The sequence below is a fragment of the Anaerotignum sp. genome, from assembly GCF_045122575.1.
Taxonomy (GTDB): domain Bacteria; phylum Bacillota; class Clostridia; order Lachnospirales; family Anaerotignaceae; genus Anaerotignum_A.
This window is the reverse complement of sequence record NZ_JBGVHV010000175.1, coordinates 14,099-31,924: the sequence shown is the minus strand read 5'-3', so window position 1 is coordinate 31,924 and position 17,826 is coordinate 14,099. Positions and strand designations below refer to the sequence as shown.

Annotated in this window: 18 protein-coding genes; 4 read left to right on the top strand and 14 right to left on the bottom strand. The window is 41.9% G+C overall.

Translation table 11 applies throughout. From position 1 onward, the window contains the following. Window positions 1–170 precede the first annotated feature (170 nt). From ACJMLT_RS08820 to ACJMLT_RS08800, 5 genes are all read right to left on the bottom strand, one after another. Window positions 171–1,163: a DUF2156 domain-containing protein gene (locus ACJMLT_RS08820; RefSeq protein ID WP_405729609.1), complete on the bottom strand. Its 993-nt coding sequence runs from the start codon at window positions 1,161–1,163 to the stop codon at window positions 171–173. A 16-nt stretch (window positions 1,164–1,179) separates the two neighbouring features. After that, complete coding sequence (locus ACJMLT_RS08815; protein WP_405729606.1) at window positions 1,180–2,280, bottom strand: GNAT family N-acetyltransferase; 1,101 nt, start codon at window positions 2,278–2,280, stop codon at window positions 1,180–1,182. Window positions 2,281–2,424: 144 nt separating this feature from the next. Beyond that, the gene (gene mutY / locus ACJMLT_RS08810) at window positions 2,425–3,468 is read right to left on the bottom strand and encodes an A/G-specific adenine glycosylase (protein WP_405729603.1); all 1,044 of its coding nucleotides are present in this window, start codon (window positions 3,466–3,468) and stop codon (window positions 2,425–2,427) included. A 47-nt stretch (window positions 3,469–3,515) separates the two neighbouring features. After that, a complete protein-coding gene (locus ACJMLT_RS08805) occupies window positions 3,516–4,142 on the bottom strand; it encodes a formate/nitrite transporter family protein (protein WP_405729600.1) in 627 nt (208 codons plus the stop codon). Window positions 4,143–4,287: 145 nt separating this feature from the next. Further along, window positions 4,288–5,544, bottom strand: coding sequence for a diaminopimelate decarboxylase (locus ACJMLT_RS08800; protein ID WP_405729597.1), 1,257 nt, complete (start codon window positions 5,542–5,544; stop codon window positions 4,288–4,290). A gap of 209 nt (window positions 5,545–5,753) precedes the next feature. Here ACJMLT_RS08800 and ACJMLT_RS08795 point away from each other — a divergent pair, with 209 nt between their 5' ends. Both ACJMLT_RS08795 and ACJMLT_RS08790 read left to right on the top strand, forming a co-directional pair. Next, entirely contained in the window at window positions 5,754–7,313 is a 1,560-nt protein-coding gene (locus ACJMLT_RS08795) for a sensor histidine kinase (protein WP_405729594.1), read from the top strand. Next, window positions 7,303–8,004, top strand: a complete 702-nt coding sequence (locus ACJMLT_RS08790) for a response regulator (RefSeq protein ID WP_405729591.1) — start codon at window positions 7,303–7,305, stop codon at window positions 8,002–8,004. Before ACJMLT_RS08795 ends, ACJMLT_RS08790 begins: the two co-directional genes overlap by 11 nt. A gap of 101 nt (window positions 8,005–8,105) precedes the next feature. Here ACJMLT_RS08790 and gap (ACJMLT_RS08785) read toward each other — a convergent pair whose 3' ends face one another. Next, window positions 8,106–9,125: a type I glyceraldehyde-3-phosphate dehydrogenase gene (gene gap / locus ACJMLT_RS08785; RefSeq protein ID WP_405729588.1), complete on the bottom strand. Its 1,020-nt coding sequence runs from the start codon at window positions 9,123–9,125 to the stop codon at window positions 8,106–8,108. 375 nt (window positions 9,126–9,500) lie between these two features. Beyond that, on the bottom strand, window positions 9,501–10,511 hold the full coding sequence (gene gap, locus ACJMLT_RS08780) for a type I glyceraldehyde-3-phosphate dehydrogenase (protein ID WP_405729612.1): 1,011 nt from the start codon (window positions 10,509–10,511) through the stop codon (window positions 9,501–9,503). Between the two features lie 535 nt (window positions 10,512–11,046). Here gap (ACJMLT_RS08780) and ACJMLT_RS08775 point away from each other — a divergent pair. After that, window positions 11,047–11,418, top strand: a complete 372-nt coding sequence (locus ACJMLT_RS08775; protein WP_405729585.1) for a zinc ribbon domain-containing protein — start codon at window positions 11,047–11,049, stop codon at window positions 11,416–11,418. 39 nt (window positions 11,419–11,457) lie between these two features. Here the strand turns inward: ACJMLT_RS08775 and ACJMLT_RS08770 are convergent, their stop codons facing one another. The 3 genes from ACJMLT_RS08770 to ACJMLT_RS08760 are packed head-to-tail and all read right to left on the bottom strand — an operon-like array spanning window position 11,458 to window position 12,947. After that, window positions 11,458–12,165, bottom strand: a complete 708-nt coding sequence (locus ACJMLT_RS08770) for a SigF/SigG family RNA polymerase sporulation sigma factor (protein ID WP_405729582.1) — start codon at window positions 12,163–12,165, stop codon at window positions 11,458–11,460. Between the two features lie 4 nt (window positions 12,166–12,169). Beyond that, the gene (gene spoIIAB, locus ACJMLT_RS08765) at window positions 12,170–12,598 is read right to left on the bottom strand and encodes an anti-sigma F factor (RefSeq protein ID WP_405729579.1); all 429 of its coding nucleotides are present in this window, start codon (window positions 12,596–12,598) and stop codon (window positions 12,170–12,172) included. Further along, window positions 12,588–12,947 (bottom strand): STAS domain-containing protein, encoded by a 360-nt coding sequence (locus ACJMLT_RS08760; RefSeq protein WP_405729576.1) that lies wholly within the window; start codon window positions 12,945–12,947, stop codon window positions 12,588–12,590. The genes spoIIAB and ACJMLT_RS08760 overlap by 11 nt, the downstream gene beginning before the upstream one ends. 186 nt (window positions 12,948–13,133) lie before the next feature. Between ACJMLT_RS08760 and sigK the strand changes: the two genes are divergently transcribed. Beyond that, window positions 13,134–13,814, top strand: coding sequence for an RNA polymerase sporulation sigma factor SigK (gene sigK / locus ACJMLT_RS08755; RefSeq protein WP_405729573.1), 681 nt, complete (start codon window positions 13,134–13,136; stop codon window positions 13,812–13,814). Window positions 13,815–13,896: 82 nt separating this feature from the next. Here sigK and ACJMLT_RS08750 read toward each other — a convergent pair whose 3' ends face one another. The 4 genes from ACJMLT_RS08750 to mltG all read right to left on the bottom strand — a co-directional run bounded on the left by ACJMLT_RS08750 (window position 13,897) and on the right by mltG (window position 17,707). Further along, window positions 13,897–14,322, bottom strand: coding sequence for a MarR family winged helix-turn-helix transcriptional regulator (locus ACJMLT_RS08750; protein ID WP_405729570.1), 426 nt, complete (start codon window positions 14,320–14,322; stop codon window positions 13,897–13,899). 67 nt (window positions 14,323–14,389) lie between these two features. After that, a complete protein-coding gene (locus ACJMLT_RS08745; protein WP_405729567.1) occupies window positions 14,390–15,640 on the bottom strand; it encodes a peptidase U32 family protein in 1,251 nt (416 codons plus the stop codon). Then, window positions 15,627–16,325, bottom strand: coding sequence for an O-methyltransferase (locus ACJMLT_RS08740; protein ID WP_405729564.1), 699 nt, complete (start codon window positions 16,323–16,325; stop codon window positions 15,627–15,629). The genes ACJMLT_RS08745 and ACJMLT_RS08740 overlap by 14 nt, the downstream gene beginning before the upstream one ends. A gap of 20 nt (window positions 16,326–16,345) precedes the next feature. Next, window positions 16,346–17,707: an endolytic transglycosylase MltG gene (gene mltG, locus ACJMLT_RS08735; RefSeq protein WP_405729561.1), complete on the bottom strand. Its 1,362-nt coding sequence runs from the start codon at window positions 17,705–17,707 to the stop codon at window positions 16,346–16,348. Between the last annotated feature and the right edge of the window lie 119 nt (window positions 17,708–17,826).

Below are 17,826 nucleotides of genomic sequence, written 5' to 3'. Positions count from 1 at the left end.
CCTTAGATTTAACTCTCTTCTTTTCTATATTTTTAAGTGATAAACTATTGTTATCTGATAATGATTATAAATTAGAGAAAGCTATTTGTCAATACAAATATGATAAAAAAACTAGGAATTTTGTGTATACATTTCTTTATACAGAAAAAGCAGGCATCTGCCTGCTATTCTTATTCGCTGTCGTCGCCCCATATTCCTTTTGCATCTGTCAGATCTCTGATAGAAATCAGGTGTTTTTCAATCATTTTCAAGGGATTATAGGAACGTTTTGCTTTTCGCATCCCTTCGATCCCCATATCTTCTTCTCTGTTGATCAGTTCTACATCTTCACATTCGTGCAATACATACTGCTGGTTGATCATGGGGAAAATGCCTTCATAATTGGTATCGGCTTTTTCAATGTGGATCAGCTGCATGTGTGGATGCAGGCGCTCCCCTACGGTAAAGGCACAGAGTTTTCCGTCAATATAAATGGTACCGCCTGTCAGCCCCAGTGTTTCCATGTTATGCAGTGCCAGTTCCACAGAGAGTTTTTCATTCTGCAGAGATTCTGTTGTTTCCTCATCTTTTTCTGTCATCCACTGATCGTAAAGAGCAATACAGTCATCTGCCATGGAAGGATCCAGTTTTCTGTATTCGTAATCGGGATATTTGGAAAGAAACTTGTTAATATGGTTTCTTTTCCCGTGGAGTTTTTTGCCTTTCAGTGTCGCAAGACTTTCTCTCGCATAAACGTAGTCCCATGCGATGTCCGTAGGAATGGAAAACAGTTCGGGACAGGCTTCCAGCATTTTATCTCGGAAAGGTGTCCAAACAGAACGGAATGTTGGTTCTACACCAATGTTTTTCATATATGCGATCCCATCATAGATGGCCTGGCGATAATCTACTTCTACCCCATGCATAGGGATGGGTGCCCATAAAAAGACGGGTACACCTTTGAAGTTTAACTTGATATATAACACATGGTTTTTTTCCGCATATTCCATTTTACCATCTGCGCCCCAAATATAGAGGTTGGTAAAAGAAAGATCGGAACATTCCAGCATCCAGGGTTTTGTATAGGAATCGATCAGTGGTTTTACGTTCAGTGTGATTGGTTTGAAAACCAATTCTGAACGATCTATTTTCGTTTCTATTTTACATGCACAACAATTTGGCATAACTTTTGCCTCCATTTTAATATTCATCTATAATATAACAGTTTTGTTTTGGCAAGCAATGATTGATCTCATTGAATTTTGCCTCATCATAAATTATCATTTCATTTCTGAGTTCCTGTAAACTGTGATATCCTACCAATACCTGCAGAAGATGCCCTGCAGAGATTTCGAATACAGGTTCGCCGGTATATTGTTCACCTTTGAAATCGAATATGGTATTATGCTCCGCAATAACAGGATCCTTCAGTTTAAATCCATAAGGGATAGAAAGATGCAGTTTTTTCAATAAAGCCGCTGCATTGCACATCCCCATTACACCTTTCTGCAATTTTTCCAATGTTGCAAAGGGATAGGAAATTTCAATATCAGGAGGCAGTTTGGCAGAGAATTTTAACCCTCTTCCCTGAGAAAATAAGCATTCCATCAGTTTTTCCCAATATCCATCTTCTGCAACAACTTCTACGCAGATCATTTCTTCCGCTGTCTGATAATAGAAAGCATAGGCTTTTATCGTCTCATCATCAATATATGCAATGGTCTTGCCGCCGTCCGCAGCATAATCCGCTGCCTTACGCAGAAAATCAGCTTCGGTTCTCTTTACAATCCCACTGTATTTTTCTGCGAAACAGCAATAGAGTGGATACAGATCTTTCCATCTGTTTTCTTTGATTATATCGATGTGGGCATCTTTTTTCAGTGACGGAATCACATTGCATTTCAGATATGCCGCATCCGCGACAGGAAAGTGACCAAAAGAAAAATAACTGGGCAGAACTGCAGGGGTATGCACCGCTGCCAGATATCCCCTCTCCCGCAGATAATTCATTTCATAGGAAAAGATTTTGCCCATATATCCTTTCTTTCGATGATTGGGATGGGTAGAAACACCGCAAAGCATTGCACCGGGAATTTCTTTTCCGCGAATCAGGATCGTATACGGGAATGCCTGCATGCAGCTGGGAATCTCTCCTTCTGCTTCCAGTACAACAGAATCTTCCGGAGAAAAGCGGTTTTCAAAAAACCAATCACAAAAGGCATCACTGTCGCCAAAACATGCTTTCCATAATCTGTAAAATTCTTTTTTATCTTCTTGTTTTGCAGCTCTAACCTTTGTCATCTTTCCTTCTCCATATTTTATTTCATATCTTTTTTCTATGACTTAACTATTATACCCGAAAACCCAATTGAATACAATCAAGTAAAGATAGGATTTCCTGTAATTCTTTCTTATGTTTTTGTACACAGTGACGAATTGAGGGGATTATTTGATTATTTCCAGTCCTTCCTGCCATGTTTTTTTAAAAGCAGATGGTAGTGCATAGGATGTTTCTGCATCCTCTATGGAAAGCCAAAGCAGCTCAGATTCTTTTTTTTCTGATACTTTGACAAAATAGCAATCCATATGCCACTCGATATGCGTAAAGATATGTTTGCGATTTTTCATAGGGATGATTTCTGCCTGCAGGATCCCCAATTCCTGCAAAGCGGCGGGAAGTGCAATTTCCCGATCTGTATTGGGTAATTCCCAGAGACCGGAAAGAAGTCCTTTCTGCCCGCGTTTATGAATAGCGATCTTTTGCCTGTCCGTACAGAAGAATACATTCAGGTGTTCTATTGTTCTTGCTTTTTTCTCTGCCTTTACGGGGTACGTTTGTGTTGCACCTTTACGATAGGCTTCACAGTATTTTCTGACAGGACAGATTTCGCATTTTGGCGCGCCGTTTGGCAGGCATACGGTTGCCCCAAGCTCCATCAATGCCTGATTAAAATCTCCGGGGGATTTCGCAGGCATTATATCCGTGATTCTCTCTTCCCAGTCTTTTTTTGTGGACTGCAGGGAAATATCAGATGCATCGGCCGTAATACGGCTCATAACACGGAGAACATTTCCGTCTACAGCAGGCACAGGTAAATTAAAAGCGATGGATCCCACGGCTCCGGCTGTATAAGGGCCGATTCCTTTCAGGCTTAATAACATTTTATGATCCGCCGGAAATTGACCGTTATGTTCTTCCATCACCTGTATTGCTGCTTTCTGCATATTACGAACACGGCTGTAATATCCAAGGCCTTCCCAAAGCTTCAAGATCGTTTCCTCATCCGCTTCTGCCAGATCTTTTACGGTTGGCAAAGTCTGCAGAAAGCGTTCGTAATAAGGCTTTACGGCCTCTACTCTGGTCTGTTGCAGCATGATTTCAGAAACCCAGATAGGATAAGGGTCTTTTGTTCTGCGCCAGGGCAAATCTCTTTTATTTAATTGAAACCACTGCAAGAGTGGTTCTGTAATCTCTCTTAAATGTTCCATAAATCACCTGTTAAAATGAAAAAGTGGGAGGTTTTCCTCCCACAAAATTATACTCTTAGTTTGAAAATTTTCAAGTACAAAGGAATCAGCATGCCGCCAACGCTGTTGCCTAAGGTATTTACGATCACAGACATAAGGCAATGACCACTCCATGCACCGGCAAGGCTGAAATAATACATATTGGCGATAACGTGTTCAAATCCACTGAGAATGAAGACCATTACAGGAACAAAAACACCAACACAGCGCAGTGTAGAACCCTGCAGATTACGGTAGCAATCTGATGCAATGAACATCAGCATACCGCAGAAAATTGCCAGCAGAAAAATACTGAGAAAACTATCTGCCAGTTTTACATCTGCCATACCGGCTACCCTCTCTGCATAGCCAGCATAGAGACGGGTGTTTCTTACCATCAATGCTACCAGAGCTGTACCCACAAGGTTCCCCAACCAAGTGATTGCCAGTTCAATGAGGTAGACTGGTTTTTGCAGCGGTAAATAGCCAATTTTCCCTGTGTACAGATTCAGCTGAAATGCCAGGATCGTATACAGACCAATGGCAAACAGGAAACTGCCAACAACAGGATTGGATTGAGACAGAAAAACGGTGCCACCTGTAGCGATCAACATGCCGGCCAGGATAGCAGAAACAAATTGTCTTGCTCTTTCCATAATAAAACCTCCTTATAAAATAAACTTTTCATCTGTCCTATCAGTATAACGGATGTTGTCGATGCCTGTCAATCCTAAGGAAACCGGCAATCCGGTTTTTAAAAAAGAAAAAGCAGCTGGATTCATCCAACTGCTTTCAAAATACTTATTTATTTAACAGACCTGTAAAATCAAAGGTTGCAAAATAGTCTGCAGGTGTTTCCGCTCTGCGGATCATTTTTACGTTTCCATCTTCCTGCAGCAGCAGTTCTGCGGAACGCAATTTACCATTGTAGTTGTAACCCATTGCAAAACCATGGGCACCTGTATCATGGATATACAGAATATCACCGATCTCAATTTCAGGCATCATACGGTCGATGGCGAATTTATCGTTGTTTTCGCACAGACCACCTGTAATATCATATTTATGATCGCATACGGCATTTTCTTTGCCCAGAACAGTGATATGGTGATAAGAACCATACATCGCAGGACGCATCAGGTTTGCCGCACAGGCATCCAGCCCGATATATTCTTTGTAGATGTGTTTTTCGTGGATCGCTTCAGAAATAAGCGCACCGTAAGGAGCCAGCATAAAACGACCCATTTCTGTATAGATTGCTACATCATCCATGCCTGCAGGAACCAGAACTTCTTCGTAGACTTTTCTTACGCCTTCACCGATCACCATGATATCACAGGGTTTTTCATGGGGTTCGTAAGGAATACCTACGCCGCCGGAAAGGTTGATGAATGCGATATGAATATCCAGTTCGTTTTTCAGTTCTACTGCCAGCTCAAACAGGATTTTAGCCAGCATGGGATAATAATCGTTGGATTTTGTGCTGCTTGCAAGGAAAGAATGGATGCCGAAATGTTTTGCACCTTTTTCTTTCAGCATTTTAAATGATTCTTTCAACTGTGTTTTTGTCATACCATATTTGGAATCACCGGGATGATCCATGATATCGTTACTTACTTGAAATACACCGCCGGGATTGAAACGGCAGCATACTGTTTCCGGAATAGAAGCCAGTTTTTCAAAGAAAGGAATATGTGTGATATCATCGAAGTTAATGATTGCGCCCAGTTCTGCAGCTTTTACAAAATCCTCTGCAGGTGTCACGTTGGAAGAAAACATGACATCATGGCCTTTGCAGCCGATTGCTTCTGCCATCATCAGTTCTGTCAGGGAAGAGCAGTCTGTACCGCAGCCCTCTTCTTTCAGAACCTGCAGGATGCCGGGGGTGGGAGTTGCTTTTACAGCAAAATATTCTCTGAAGCCTTTGTTCCAGGAAAAAGCTTCGTTTACTTTTCTTGCGTTTTCACGAATGCCCTTTTCATCATAAATGTGAAAAGGTGTGGGATACTGTTCGATGATTTTCTTTGCCTGTTCTAATGTTACGAAAGGTTTTTTCATTTGCGTGATACTCCTTTTTCTAAAATAGTCTATATATTTTTTCATTATAACAAAGCAAAATGTACTTTGCAATGCGGAATATTGTCTTTTTCTATTCTTTTCAACACATATCCGCAGAAAATAGAATCCTTTCCAACTTCTTAATTCCTTTTTGTGTAAAGATAGTGTATAATTTAAATGAATTACTTTGTTTTGACTTGGAGAAGAACATGAAAAAAAAGATTTTAAAAAATATCAATAACTTCGATTTAAAGAGGTTATTTCTGGATTTTGTGAAAACGCTGGCTGTTTATCTGGTGGCCACGGGCTGTGCACTGGCTCTGAACGGCGCTGCGGTAATGAATGATAACATTTTTGGCGTATATATGCTGGCGGTTGCCATTATTTCTGTTACAACAGGTAGTTATATCTGGGGCGTTCTGGCTTCTATCGGCGGGGTAATCGGGGTAAACTTTTTCTTTACATTCCCCTACTTTGCTCTGAACTTCAGTATTGCAGGTTATCCTGTTACATTTACGATCATGCTGCTGATGTCTGTTTTGGCCAGCTTCCTGACAGCGAAGGTAAAGACTGCGGCTATTTTATCTGCCGAGGGCAAAAAACGTGCGGAAACACTGACAGATATGAGTCAGGCGATCCTGACGGCCGGTGATTATGATACCATTGCAGAAATGGCTGCCGAATATTTCTATAAAACAAATCAATGCAGCGTTGTGGTTTATCTAGGCTCTCCTATGCATCCTGATATTGAAAAATTTAAAACATCCAGTGATGCAGATGAAAACATATTTAAAAGTATTCTGGAACAGCAGGTTGCCCTTTCTGCTTATGAAAGCGGAAAACCTACCGGCGCAGATGCAGATCACAGTATTCATAACTGCAAGGGAACCTATTTCCCCATTGGAACCCAGGATATCAAATATGGTGTGGTAGGCTTTTTGTTTGATGATACGAAATTTATTCTGGAAGATACATATAGTTTTATTGATGTAATGATTTCTCAGACGATTCTGGCTCTGCAAAAACAGCAGATGACAGAACAGGCGCAGGCAATCCTGTTGGAAACAGAAAAGGAAAAAATGCGCAGTAATCTGCTTCGTGCTGTTTCCCATGATTTAAGAACTCCTCTGACAGGGATCATTGGTTCTGCCAGCACCCTGTTGGAGAATGGTGCGATGATTGGAGAAGATACCAGTAAAAAAATGCTGACGGATATTCAGCAGGACGCGGAATGGCTCATTCATATGGTAGAAAATCTTCTGTCTGTTACACGTATCACGGGCGGTACAACAACACTGAAAAAACAAGACGAAATCGTAGAAGAAGTTGTATCGGAAGCGGTCATGCGTATTCGTAAACGTTTCCCCAACAGCAGGATCGATGTTACAGTTCCTGATGAACTGCTGATCGTACCAATGGATGCAACGTTGATCGAACAGGTATTGATCAATCTGATGGAAAATTCCATCCGTCATTCCGGCAGCAGTCTTCCCATTTCTTTAAGAGTATCCAATAAAAGAAGCGGCGCTGTTTTTACGATCGCTGATAAAGGAAAAGGGATCGATCCTTCTCGTATTCCGGATATTTTTGACGGGAAAACAAATAAAGGATCTTCGGATTCTTCCAGAGGTCTGGGAATCGGCCTTTCTATCTGTAAATCCATTATTCTTGCTCACGATGGCAAGATTTACGCTGAAAATAACATAAGTGGTGGTGCAAGCTTCACATTTGTTCTGCCAATGAAAGGAGAATCTGAACATGCTCAATAAAATAAAAATTATGATTATTGAAGATGAAGATGCGATCAGTAATTTTATTGCGACAACATTGAAAGCAAATGCATATGCTCCTCTTGTGGCAAAAAGTGCCAGCGAATCCCTTTCCATGATCCCTTCCCACTGCCCTGACCTGATCCTGCTGGATCTTGGTCTGCCCGATATGGATGGGATTGAAATTCTGAAAAAAATCAGAGAATGGTCTGCGACACCGGTTATTGTTGTATCTGCCCGTGGTGAGGAGTCTGACAAAGTTGAAGCACTGGATTTGGGTGCAGATGATTATATTGCAAAACCCTTTGGTACATCCGAATTGCTGGCTCGTATCCGCACAGCGCTGAGACATAGCATGAAAAATATCAGCAGTCCGGCAGTCAGTGATATTTTCAGAACAAAAGGATTGGTGATCGATTTTGACAAGCGTCTGGTTTCCGTAGATGGAAAAGACGTACATCTGACGCAGATCGAATTTAAAATTGTTTCTCTTCTGGCAAAAAGCGCCGGCCGTGTACTGACATACGATTTCATCATTACAGAACTCTGGGGGCCTTATGCCGTAAAGGATAATCAGATCCTTCGCGTAAACATGGCGAATATCCGCAGAAAACTGGAAAAAAATCCTGCTTCTCCCGAATATATTTTTACGGAGGTTGGCGTTGGTTATCGCATGGTCGATGAATCCTGATTTATTTCAATACATAAAGTCCTGAATAATCTTATTCAGGACTTTTTTAATATAAAAAAGAGCCCATCATTTATGGGCTCTTTTCAGGCATGATCTTAAAATTATTTGTTGTCTACTTCGTACATGTGAGCGATCAGGTCTACTACTTTGTTGGAGTAACCCCATTCATTGTCGTACCATGCAATCAGTTTTACGAAGTTATCATCCAGGATGATACCTGCTGTTTCATCGAAGATACATGTATGGGAATCACCCAGCAGGTCGGAAGATACCACTTCATCATCAATGTAGCTTACGATACCCTTCATGTATGTTTCGGAAGCTTCTTTGATTTTTTCACAGATTTCTTTGTATGTAGCAGGTTTTTTCAGTCTTGCTGTCAGGTCAACTACAGATACGTCATTTGTAGGAACACGGAAGGACATACCTGTCATTTTGCCTTTCAGTTCGGGCATTACACGGCCTACAGCCTTTGCAGCACCTGTTGTGGAAGGGATAATGTTGTTGAATACGGAACGACCTGTTCTCCAGTCGCGGCCTGCACGGGCGTCTACCGCTTTCTGTTTTGCTGTAGCGGAGTGAATTGTGCTCATCAGACCCTGTTCAATACCGAAGTTTTCATGAACGATTTTAACCAGAGGTGCCAGACAGTTTGTTGTACAGGATGCGTTGGAAACGATATCCATATCTTTTGTATATGTTTCATGGTTAACGCCCATTACGAAAGTAGGCATGATTTCATCTTTGGAAGGTGCTGTCAGAACAACTTTTTTGGCGCCGCCGATCTTGTGCAGAGCTGCTTTTTCCATTGTGTTGAATGCGCCTGTAGATTCAACGATATATTCTGCACCACATTCATCCCAATTGATCAGAGAAGCATCGCTTTCGCTGAAAACATGGATTTTCTGACCATCTACGATGATGCAGTTTTCACCGATTTCGATATCACCTGTGAAACGACCAAAAATAGAGTCATATTTCAACTGATATACCATATAATCCAGTTCCGCATTTCTCAGATTGATGCCACAAAGTTCAAACTGATCTTTACGCTGCATCAGAACTCTGAAAACAACTCTACCGATACGACCAAAACCGTTGATACCAACTTTAATTGCCATTGGAATTCTTCCCCTCTCCCATATAAAAAAAGATAAAATAATTGGTTGCTTTTACTATATTTTATCACACTGACCGAAAAAAAACTTACATTTTCTATAAATTCTGTTTTTTCAGAAGTCTATACAGGAACGCTTTCGTTTGCGGAGTATGAATTTAGACAAACTTGCTATTTTTGTGGGACGAATAATGTCCCTTCGGAAAAGTTCACCAAAAATGTGGGACAATTTTTGTCCTATTTTTCAAGATGTTTCAGACATAAATTTAAGCCCTGTGTATATACACAGGGCTTTTTATCATTTGTAATTTATCTTTTGTATCTGTATGATTAATTATCTTTTGTAAGGATTTTCTTATTTTCTAAATGATCGATCGAATTAAGCTTCGTCAACTTTGATCATGTGTTTGATCAGATCCAGAACTTTGTTGGAGTAACCCCATTCGTTATCGTACCAGCAAACCAGTTTTACGAAGTTGTCGTTCAGAGCGATACCAGCTTTTGCGTCAAAGATGGATGTGTGTGCGTCGGACAGGAAGTCTGTGGATACTACGTCGTCTTCTGTGTAGTCCATGATACCGTTCATATCGCCAGCAACTGCTTTTTTGATTGCTTCTTTGATTTCTTCGTATGTTGCGGGTTTTTCCAGACGGCATGTCAGGTCAACTACGGATACGTCTACTGTAGGAACACGGAAGGACATACCTGTCAGTTTACCAGCCAGTGCAGGGATAACTTTACCTACTGCTTTAGCAGCACCTGTGCTGGAAGGGATGATGTTTGTTGCAGCTGCACGGCCGCCTCTCCAGTCTTTTCTGGAAGGACCGTCTACTGTTTTCTGTGTTGCTGTGATGGAGTGTACTGTTGTCATCAGACCTTCAACGATACCGAAGTTGTCGTTGATTACTTTTGCCAGAGGTGCCAGACAGTTTGTTGTACAAGAAGCGTTGGAAACGATTCTCATGTCTTTTGTATATGTTTCGTTGTTAACACCCATTACGAACATGGGAGCATCTGCGGAGGGAGCGGAGATAACAACTTTTTTAGCGCCGCCTTCGAAGTGCTGAGCTGCTTTATCCATTGTTGTGAACAGACCTGTGGATTCCAGAACGTAGTCAACACCAGCGGATTTCCAAGGGATTTCTTTGGGATCCATGTAGTTGAATACTGTTACTTCGTGACCGTTAGCGATCAGTTTACCATCTTTTTCTTCCAGCTGACCGTTGAAACGACCGTGAGCAGAGTCATATTTCAGCATGTAAATCATGTACTCTACATCGATGAAAGGATCGTTTACTGCCACTACTTCTACATCACCGCGTTCCAGAGCTGCGCGGAAAAACAGACGACCGATTCTACCAAAACCATTAATACCTACTTTAGCCATAATAAATTCCTCCTCAAATAAATCGTTTTCCTTTGTGTGGGACGTTTTCTGCTTGCCTGTACCGAAATCGTCCTATCACCATCAGTATAACACAAAAAACTATTTTTACAACAGCAAAATAGAAAAAAATAGTATTTTTATAAATAGAGCAAAAAAGAAAGACTGGCGAGAGAAATATTGTCATTTTTAGCTATTTCCCACGCCAGTGCTTCGGCTTTTCTTTACGAACAGTTTTTCCGATTTAGTTGTTTTTATGCAAAATCGCACATAAGGCATTGATTTATTAAATCAATACTCATCATTGCGAATCAGATCAATGATGCTCAGAGTCAGCAGAGCTGCGGACACAGCCAGAGAAACTGCGCTTACCACCAGACGAGATACTTTCATATAATTCCCTCCTCTAAAAATAGTTGCAATTGATTTTAGTTTATTTTATCATGTTAACCAGAACTTGTAAAATGAATTCTTTTATAAAACAGGATCGTTGAGAAGGAGTCGATCATCCTCTTTCTCTTTGTAAAGGAAGTGTATCTGTATGATTTTTATTGGTGGTATTTCTCAGGGCAAAAAAACCTTTGATTTTTTCAGACAGACCATGATCTGTAAAAAGTGTGGTCGTTACAGCAGTATTTCAGTTTTCATGATCTATACTTATTTCAGTTTCTTTTTCATTCCGCTTTTCAAATGGAGCAAACAGTATTATGCTGTTTCCAATTGCTGTAATGCCGTGTTTTCCATTGACCGGGAATTGGGAAAAGCGATTGAAAATGGTGAAAGCGTACAGCTGCGGGAAGAGGATCTGACGATCGTCGGTATGGATAACAGCAGAACGAACAACTGTCCGGACTGTGGATTCCTTTTAACACCGGAGTATGCTTATTGCCCCAAGTGTGGTAGAAAACTATAAAGAAAACTGTAAAAGGCAGGAACTTTTTCCTGTCTTTTTTTATTTCATGGATTCTTTCATTTGCTGTAAGACACGTTTTTCAATCCGTGAAACCTGTACCTGTGAAATGCCGATGTATTTCGCTACATCTGTCTGGGTCTTGTCCTGAAAATACCGCATCATAATGATCTGACGTTCCTTTATATTCAAATGCTCCAATGCTTCTTTTAAAGAAATACGATCCAGCATTCTTTCGTTTTCTGAAGAATCAGCCAGTTGATCGATCAATTGAAAGGAACCTTCTTCATTTCCTTTTGCCGCATACAGACTTTCCACTTCTTTTGCTGATTCCAGGGCGAGGATCAGTTCTTCTTTTTCAACGGAAAGTTTTTCTGCCAGTCCTTCTATGGATGGTTCTCTGTTTTCTGTTTTCAGTATATTTTCCTGCATCCGTTTTGCTCGGTAGGCCAACTCTTTCAGACTCCTGCTTACCTTTACTGTACCATCATCTCGCAAAAATCGTCTGATCTCCCCCATGATCATGGGGACAGCATAGGTGGAAAATTTCACATCATAAGAAAAGTTAAAATGTTCAATACATTTTAGTAGGCCGATGGCACCGATCTGATAGAGATCCTCCTGTTCCCCTCTGCCGTGAAACCTTCTGACAACGCTCCAGATCAAACCGCTGTTCTCCTGCAGTATTTGTTCTATCGCCCTTTGATCTCCCTGTTGTGCCCGTTCTATGAGGCTATAGACAGATTCCATATCCTCACTCCTTCGCCAGAGTTTTTTCCATAAAGATGCGGGTGCCTTCCCCTACTGTGCTTTCAATTCGAACATGATCCATAAAGGTTTCCATGATCGTAAAGCCCATACCGGATCGTTCCATTTCCGGCTTAGATGTATAAAGCGGCTCCCTTGCCTGGGAAATATCAGCGATCCCCTTCCCTTTATCTGCCACTTCGATATAGACTTTGTTTTCCGCATACCCGCAGAAAAGTTCCACCTGACCATCCTGCTTTTCGTAGCCATGAATGATCGCATTGGTGACAGCCTCGGATACTGCTGTTTTGATATCTGTCATTTCTGCAATCGTCGGATCCAACTGCGTCAATATACCGGCAGTAAACAATCGGGCAAAAAATTCATTTTCCGATCTGGCACTAAAAAATACGCGGGCTTCATTTTCATACTGCATCTGTTTCCCTCCCTTCTGTGTACTGCAGGGCTTCTTCGATGGTATCGAAGACAGGGAGCAATTTGGTCAAACCGGATAAGCGAATGATCTCTGCGATTTTTTCATTGGCACAGGCAATGGCAATTCGTCCGCCCAAAGCCTGTAATTGTTTATATCTGCCGATCATCATCCCGATGCCGGAACTATCCATAAAAGTGACTTCTTCAAAGCCGAAGATGATATTGCGTCCGCCCATCTGTGCAAGGGCACTTTCTGTCTGGCGGCGTAATTCTATTGCAGTGTGATGGTCGACCTCGCCGGAGATCAATATAATCATTGTTTTGTTTTTTCTTTTAAATTGAAGTTCCATGTAAATTCCTCCTTTTTTTCATCATACCTTAGGATATACCTGCATTTCTTTTCTTCTCGCCGCAAGTTTTCCATTTTTTCGTCATGTCCTAAGAAAAAAGGACAAAATGAAATGGATTCAGACATGCACAGACAGTAACCTATCCTCATAAAATGAAATATCCCTGAACGACGGAGGTACCCGGCCATGTTTCTGCCTTTTTGTATCCCTATTCTGTGTGGCTTTTCTTCTTCCGGTTCTTTCCCAAAACCTTTTTCAAAAGAAGAAGAACAGTACTATCTGTTGAAGTTCAAAAACGGAACAGAGGAAGAAAAGATTTTCGCAAAACACGAATTGATTTTGCATAATCTGCGTCTGGTTGCTCATATTTCCAAAAAATATATCAATCTGCAGCGGGATCAGGAAGAGTTGATCTCCATTGGGATCGTTGGACTGATCAAGGCGATTCTCTCCTATGACAACGAAAAAAGCATACGTCTGGCAACGTATGCTTCCCGATGTATCGAAAATGAAATTTTGATGTCTTTGCGATTTTCTAAAAAATTTCAGAATGATATTTCTCTTCACGAACCGATCGGTACAGATCGGGATGGGAATGAGATCGTGATGCTGGATGTGATCAACAGTGAAACGCCGGACTTCGCTGATCAGCTGGAGTTTTCTCTGCAATCTGAAAAAATGCTGCAGGCGGTACAGAATAGCCTGACGGATCGAGAGCGTACTGTCGTGATCCTGCGATATGGCCTATGGAATCAGGATGTGCTGACCCAGCAGGAAATCGCAGAAAAACTAGGAATATCCCGCTCTTATGTTTCCCGCATCGAAAAGAAAGCCCTAAAGAAACTAAATACGGCTTTGGAAGTTTAAACAGGGCAATGCCCTGCTACATACCTTTTTTCCTTTCTGAAAACAAAAAGGACTCGGTAAATACCGAATCCTATTCTGTCTCTTATTTAAAATGACTGCCGTCCGCAATGATGCGTAATGCATTTTTCAGTGCAGCTACTTCCTCTTCTGTAAAACATTTCAATACTTCTTCATTCACATCATCAATGATCTTTGTAATTGGTTCCTGCAGCGCTTTTCCTTTTTCCGTAGGCAAAACCCGCACTTCTCGTCTGTCTTCCTTGTTGATCACGCGGTCGATCAATCCTTTTTTTTGCATTCTGTCCAATACGCCGGAAATTGTAGAAGTTTCCAGACAGAGAATTTCAGAAATCTGTTTGGGTGTGGAAAATTCCTTCTGCCACAGACAGCTCAATACGCCATACTGGGATGGTGTCAGATCATATTCAGAAAGTTTTCCGCTCAAATACTGGAAAACTGTATGCTGTGAAGTTGTCAGTAAATAGTTGATACATTGTGTTAATTCCATAATTTATACCATTCTTTCTGAAAATACGCATTTAGAGAATCGTCCTGCTTTCTGAAAAACATCGAATTTATTTTAAATCAGCAGGAATTTTACGGAGCATATCATATTTGTGGACAGGTTTGTCAAATTTCATTTTCAGCATTTCCTGAGGATGAGGCGCAGATTCCACGGGTTCCCCATTCATATTGATCAGCTCTGTGACTACCATGGAATAGGAATCCCCTTTGGCAGGCATCACTTCAATTTCTTCGCCAACGGAGAATTTATTTCTCTGTTCGATCAGAGCATAACCGCTTTCCGCATCCCAGTCTTCCTGTACCATGCCGATAAAATCATATTCACGGATATAGGAATTGTTTGTATAAACCTGCTGATTGCCATCGGGTTTGCCGTAATAGAAAGCTGTTGTATATTCTCTGTGGCTGGCTTTGGAAACCTCTGCCAGATAATAAGGGATTCTTTCTTTATACAATTCAGGATCCTTATGATAGTCATCGATGGCCTGTCTGTAAGCTTTTACAACGGTACCTACATAGAAAGGTGTTTTGATACGGCCTTCGATCTTCAGGCTGTAGATCCCCGCTGCTTCGATGTCAGGCAGATGCTCGATCATACACAGATCTTTGGAGTTATAAATGTATGTGCCTCTTTCGTTTTCTTCGATAGGCATATATTCTCCGGGTCTGTTTTCTTCCACCAGATAGTATTTCCATCTGCAGGGGTGGGCACATTCCCCTTTATTGGAATCTCTGCCTGTCATATAGTTGCTCAGCAGGCATCTGCCAGAGTAGGAAATGCACATCGCGCCATGAACGAAAGCTTCGATTTCCATATCTTCGGGAATGTTATCACGCACTTCTCTGATTTCCTGCATGGACAGTTCGCGGGCAACAACCACGCGCTGTGCCCCCAGTTTATACCACATCTGTGCAGATTTGTAGTTTGTGTTGTTCGCCTGTGTGGAAACATGAATTTCCATGTTGGGAACAGCTTCTTTTGCCACGGAGAAAACACCCAGATCAGAAATGATCAGCGCATCTACACCAATGGATTCTACTGCCTTGAAGTATTCTGCCATACCTTCAAAATCCATATTGTGAGCAAAGATATTGGCTGTCACATATACTTTTACACCATGTTCGTGGGCAAATTTTACACCCTCTGCCATCGTATCGATATCAAAATTTTTGGCTTTTGCTCTGAGGCCATAAGCCTCACCACCAATATATACTGCGTCAGCACCGTACAAAACAGCGATTTTCAGTTTTTCCAAATCCCCTGCCGGTGCCAGCAGTTCCAGTCTTTTATTCTTCTCCATCGTCTTCTCCTTCTTCAAACTCTTTGAATTCAACTTCTTTCTTTTTATAGCACAGGGCAACACCATCGCCAATGGGTACAATGGAAGTTTCCAGTGCTTCGTGGTGGGAAATATCCCACAGGAAGTTTCTCAATCTTTTATGGATGGTTCTCTGTCTGCGGGGTACGCTGAAGCGTGTCTGAGCAATGGTGCCGCCCTGCAGCACATCATCTACGATCAGCAGACCGCCTACACGCAGCAGGCGCAGACAATGGGGCAGGAACGCCTGATACTGACCTTTTGCCGCATCCATGAAAATCACATCGTAGGGGCCTTCCAGCGTAGGCAGAATATTTGCTGCGTCCCCTTCCAGAATTTTGATCTTATCTTCCAGACCCATGCGTTTGATATTTACGCGGGCATCTTTCAGCATGACTTCAAAACGGTCAATAGTGGTTACTGTACCGTCTTCCGGCAGGAACTGACACATCATACCTGCAGAGAAGGCAACTGCTGTGCCGATCTCCAGAATATGTTTGGGTTTCTGCATGGTCAGAAGCACGCTGATGAAGCGGGCTACTTCTGGAGGAACGATCGGTACATCCGCAGCCATGGCTTCTCTCTGGATTTCCCCCAGAACGCCGTCAAATAAGGGCTGTACCGTACGCAGATATGCGTTCATTGTATCATCAGTTACATAATTCATTCTTTTCTCTCCTCGTTCTATCACTGTGCGCTGGCATTATACGCAGCCTTTGCGTTCAGGAATTCATCATAAGTTTCGCAGTAAACGTGATTATCTTTTCCTACTGCTTCTACAACATAGTACAGGTAATTATGGTTTTCGGGATACAGGGCTGCCTTGAAAGATGCTTCCCCGGGATTGGAGATAGGACCCAGAGGCAGGCCGTAGTTTTTACGGGTATTATAAGGGGAATCCATATCCAGATCAGCCTGTGTCAGTTCGCCGCTGGTTTTGCCTGCAGCATAAAGCACAGTTGCATCAATACCCAGTTTAATGCCATCCCTCAGGCGGTTATACATAACGCCTGCCGCTTTTGCTCTTTCTTCCGGCAGTTTGATTTCTTTTTCTACCATAGAAGCCAAAATCACGATTTCATCCAGTGTTTTACCGCTGGATTCTACCGCTTTCTGATATTCCTCCGTATACATCTGCGCAAAGCGTTTCAGCATCAGATCGATCACATCGTGAGCTGTCATACTTTCTGCCAGGAAGTAGGTATCAGGGAACAGATAGCCTTCCAGTCTGTATTCTCTTTCGGGCAGATCTTTCAGGAATGTGTAATCAAAAGTTCCGTTATTAGCTTCATTGATAAATTCTTCGGCTGTGCAGATGCCAAGTTCTTCTGCTTTTACCGCGATTTGTTTTACTGTGTAGCCTTCAGGAACCATCAGCTGCAGATCCTGTGCCACTTTGCCGCTCTGCAAAAGTTCCATAATCTGACGCTTGGTCATGCCGGTATCAATATTATAAGTGCCCTGTTTATAGGTGCCGTCAAAACCTTCCAGTTTGCTGGTCAGTTTGAAGCCGAATACACTGCCGATCAGATCATGTTCTTTCAGAATCTTTGCAATGTCTTCTGTACCTGCACCCTGAGGAATAGTGACAGAAACAGTTGTACCGCTCATTTCCAGTTCTTCTGTGGGTGGATTCATCAAACGATTCATGGCAAAAAACATGCCCACCCCAACGATCAGCGCGATCACAAGAACGATCAGATTTTTGGAAAATCCGGTTGTGTGACGTTTTTTACGGCGTTTCTGAGGTGCTTTTCCGCCTTTACGAGGATGGCTCTCCCTTCTGGGACGTTCTTCTCTTTCTGTAGGTTCTGCTTCGCTGAAATCATATTTTGTTCGTCCGGATTCTTCCTGTGTTTCATGCAGAAACTTGTCCCAGTCAGAGGATCTCTGTGCTTCTCTTTCAGGGCTCTGCATTTTATCCGTGCCAAGATGGATGGGACGTCTTTCTTCTCTTCTGGGATATCTGGTGGTACCGTCCATCACAGGTCTTTCTCTGCGGGGATATCTTGTTTCTGAATATTCTTCTCTATCGAATCTATCATCCATAAACGATGCTCCTTTCTCCATTACATCATATCATTATACAATTTTCTTACATTTCCTACAACCTCATATTATAAAGTTTTTCGGATAATTCTTTTCGAATTCCTTAAGATTGTTGCGAT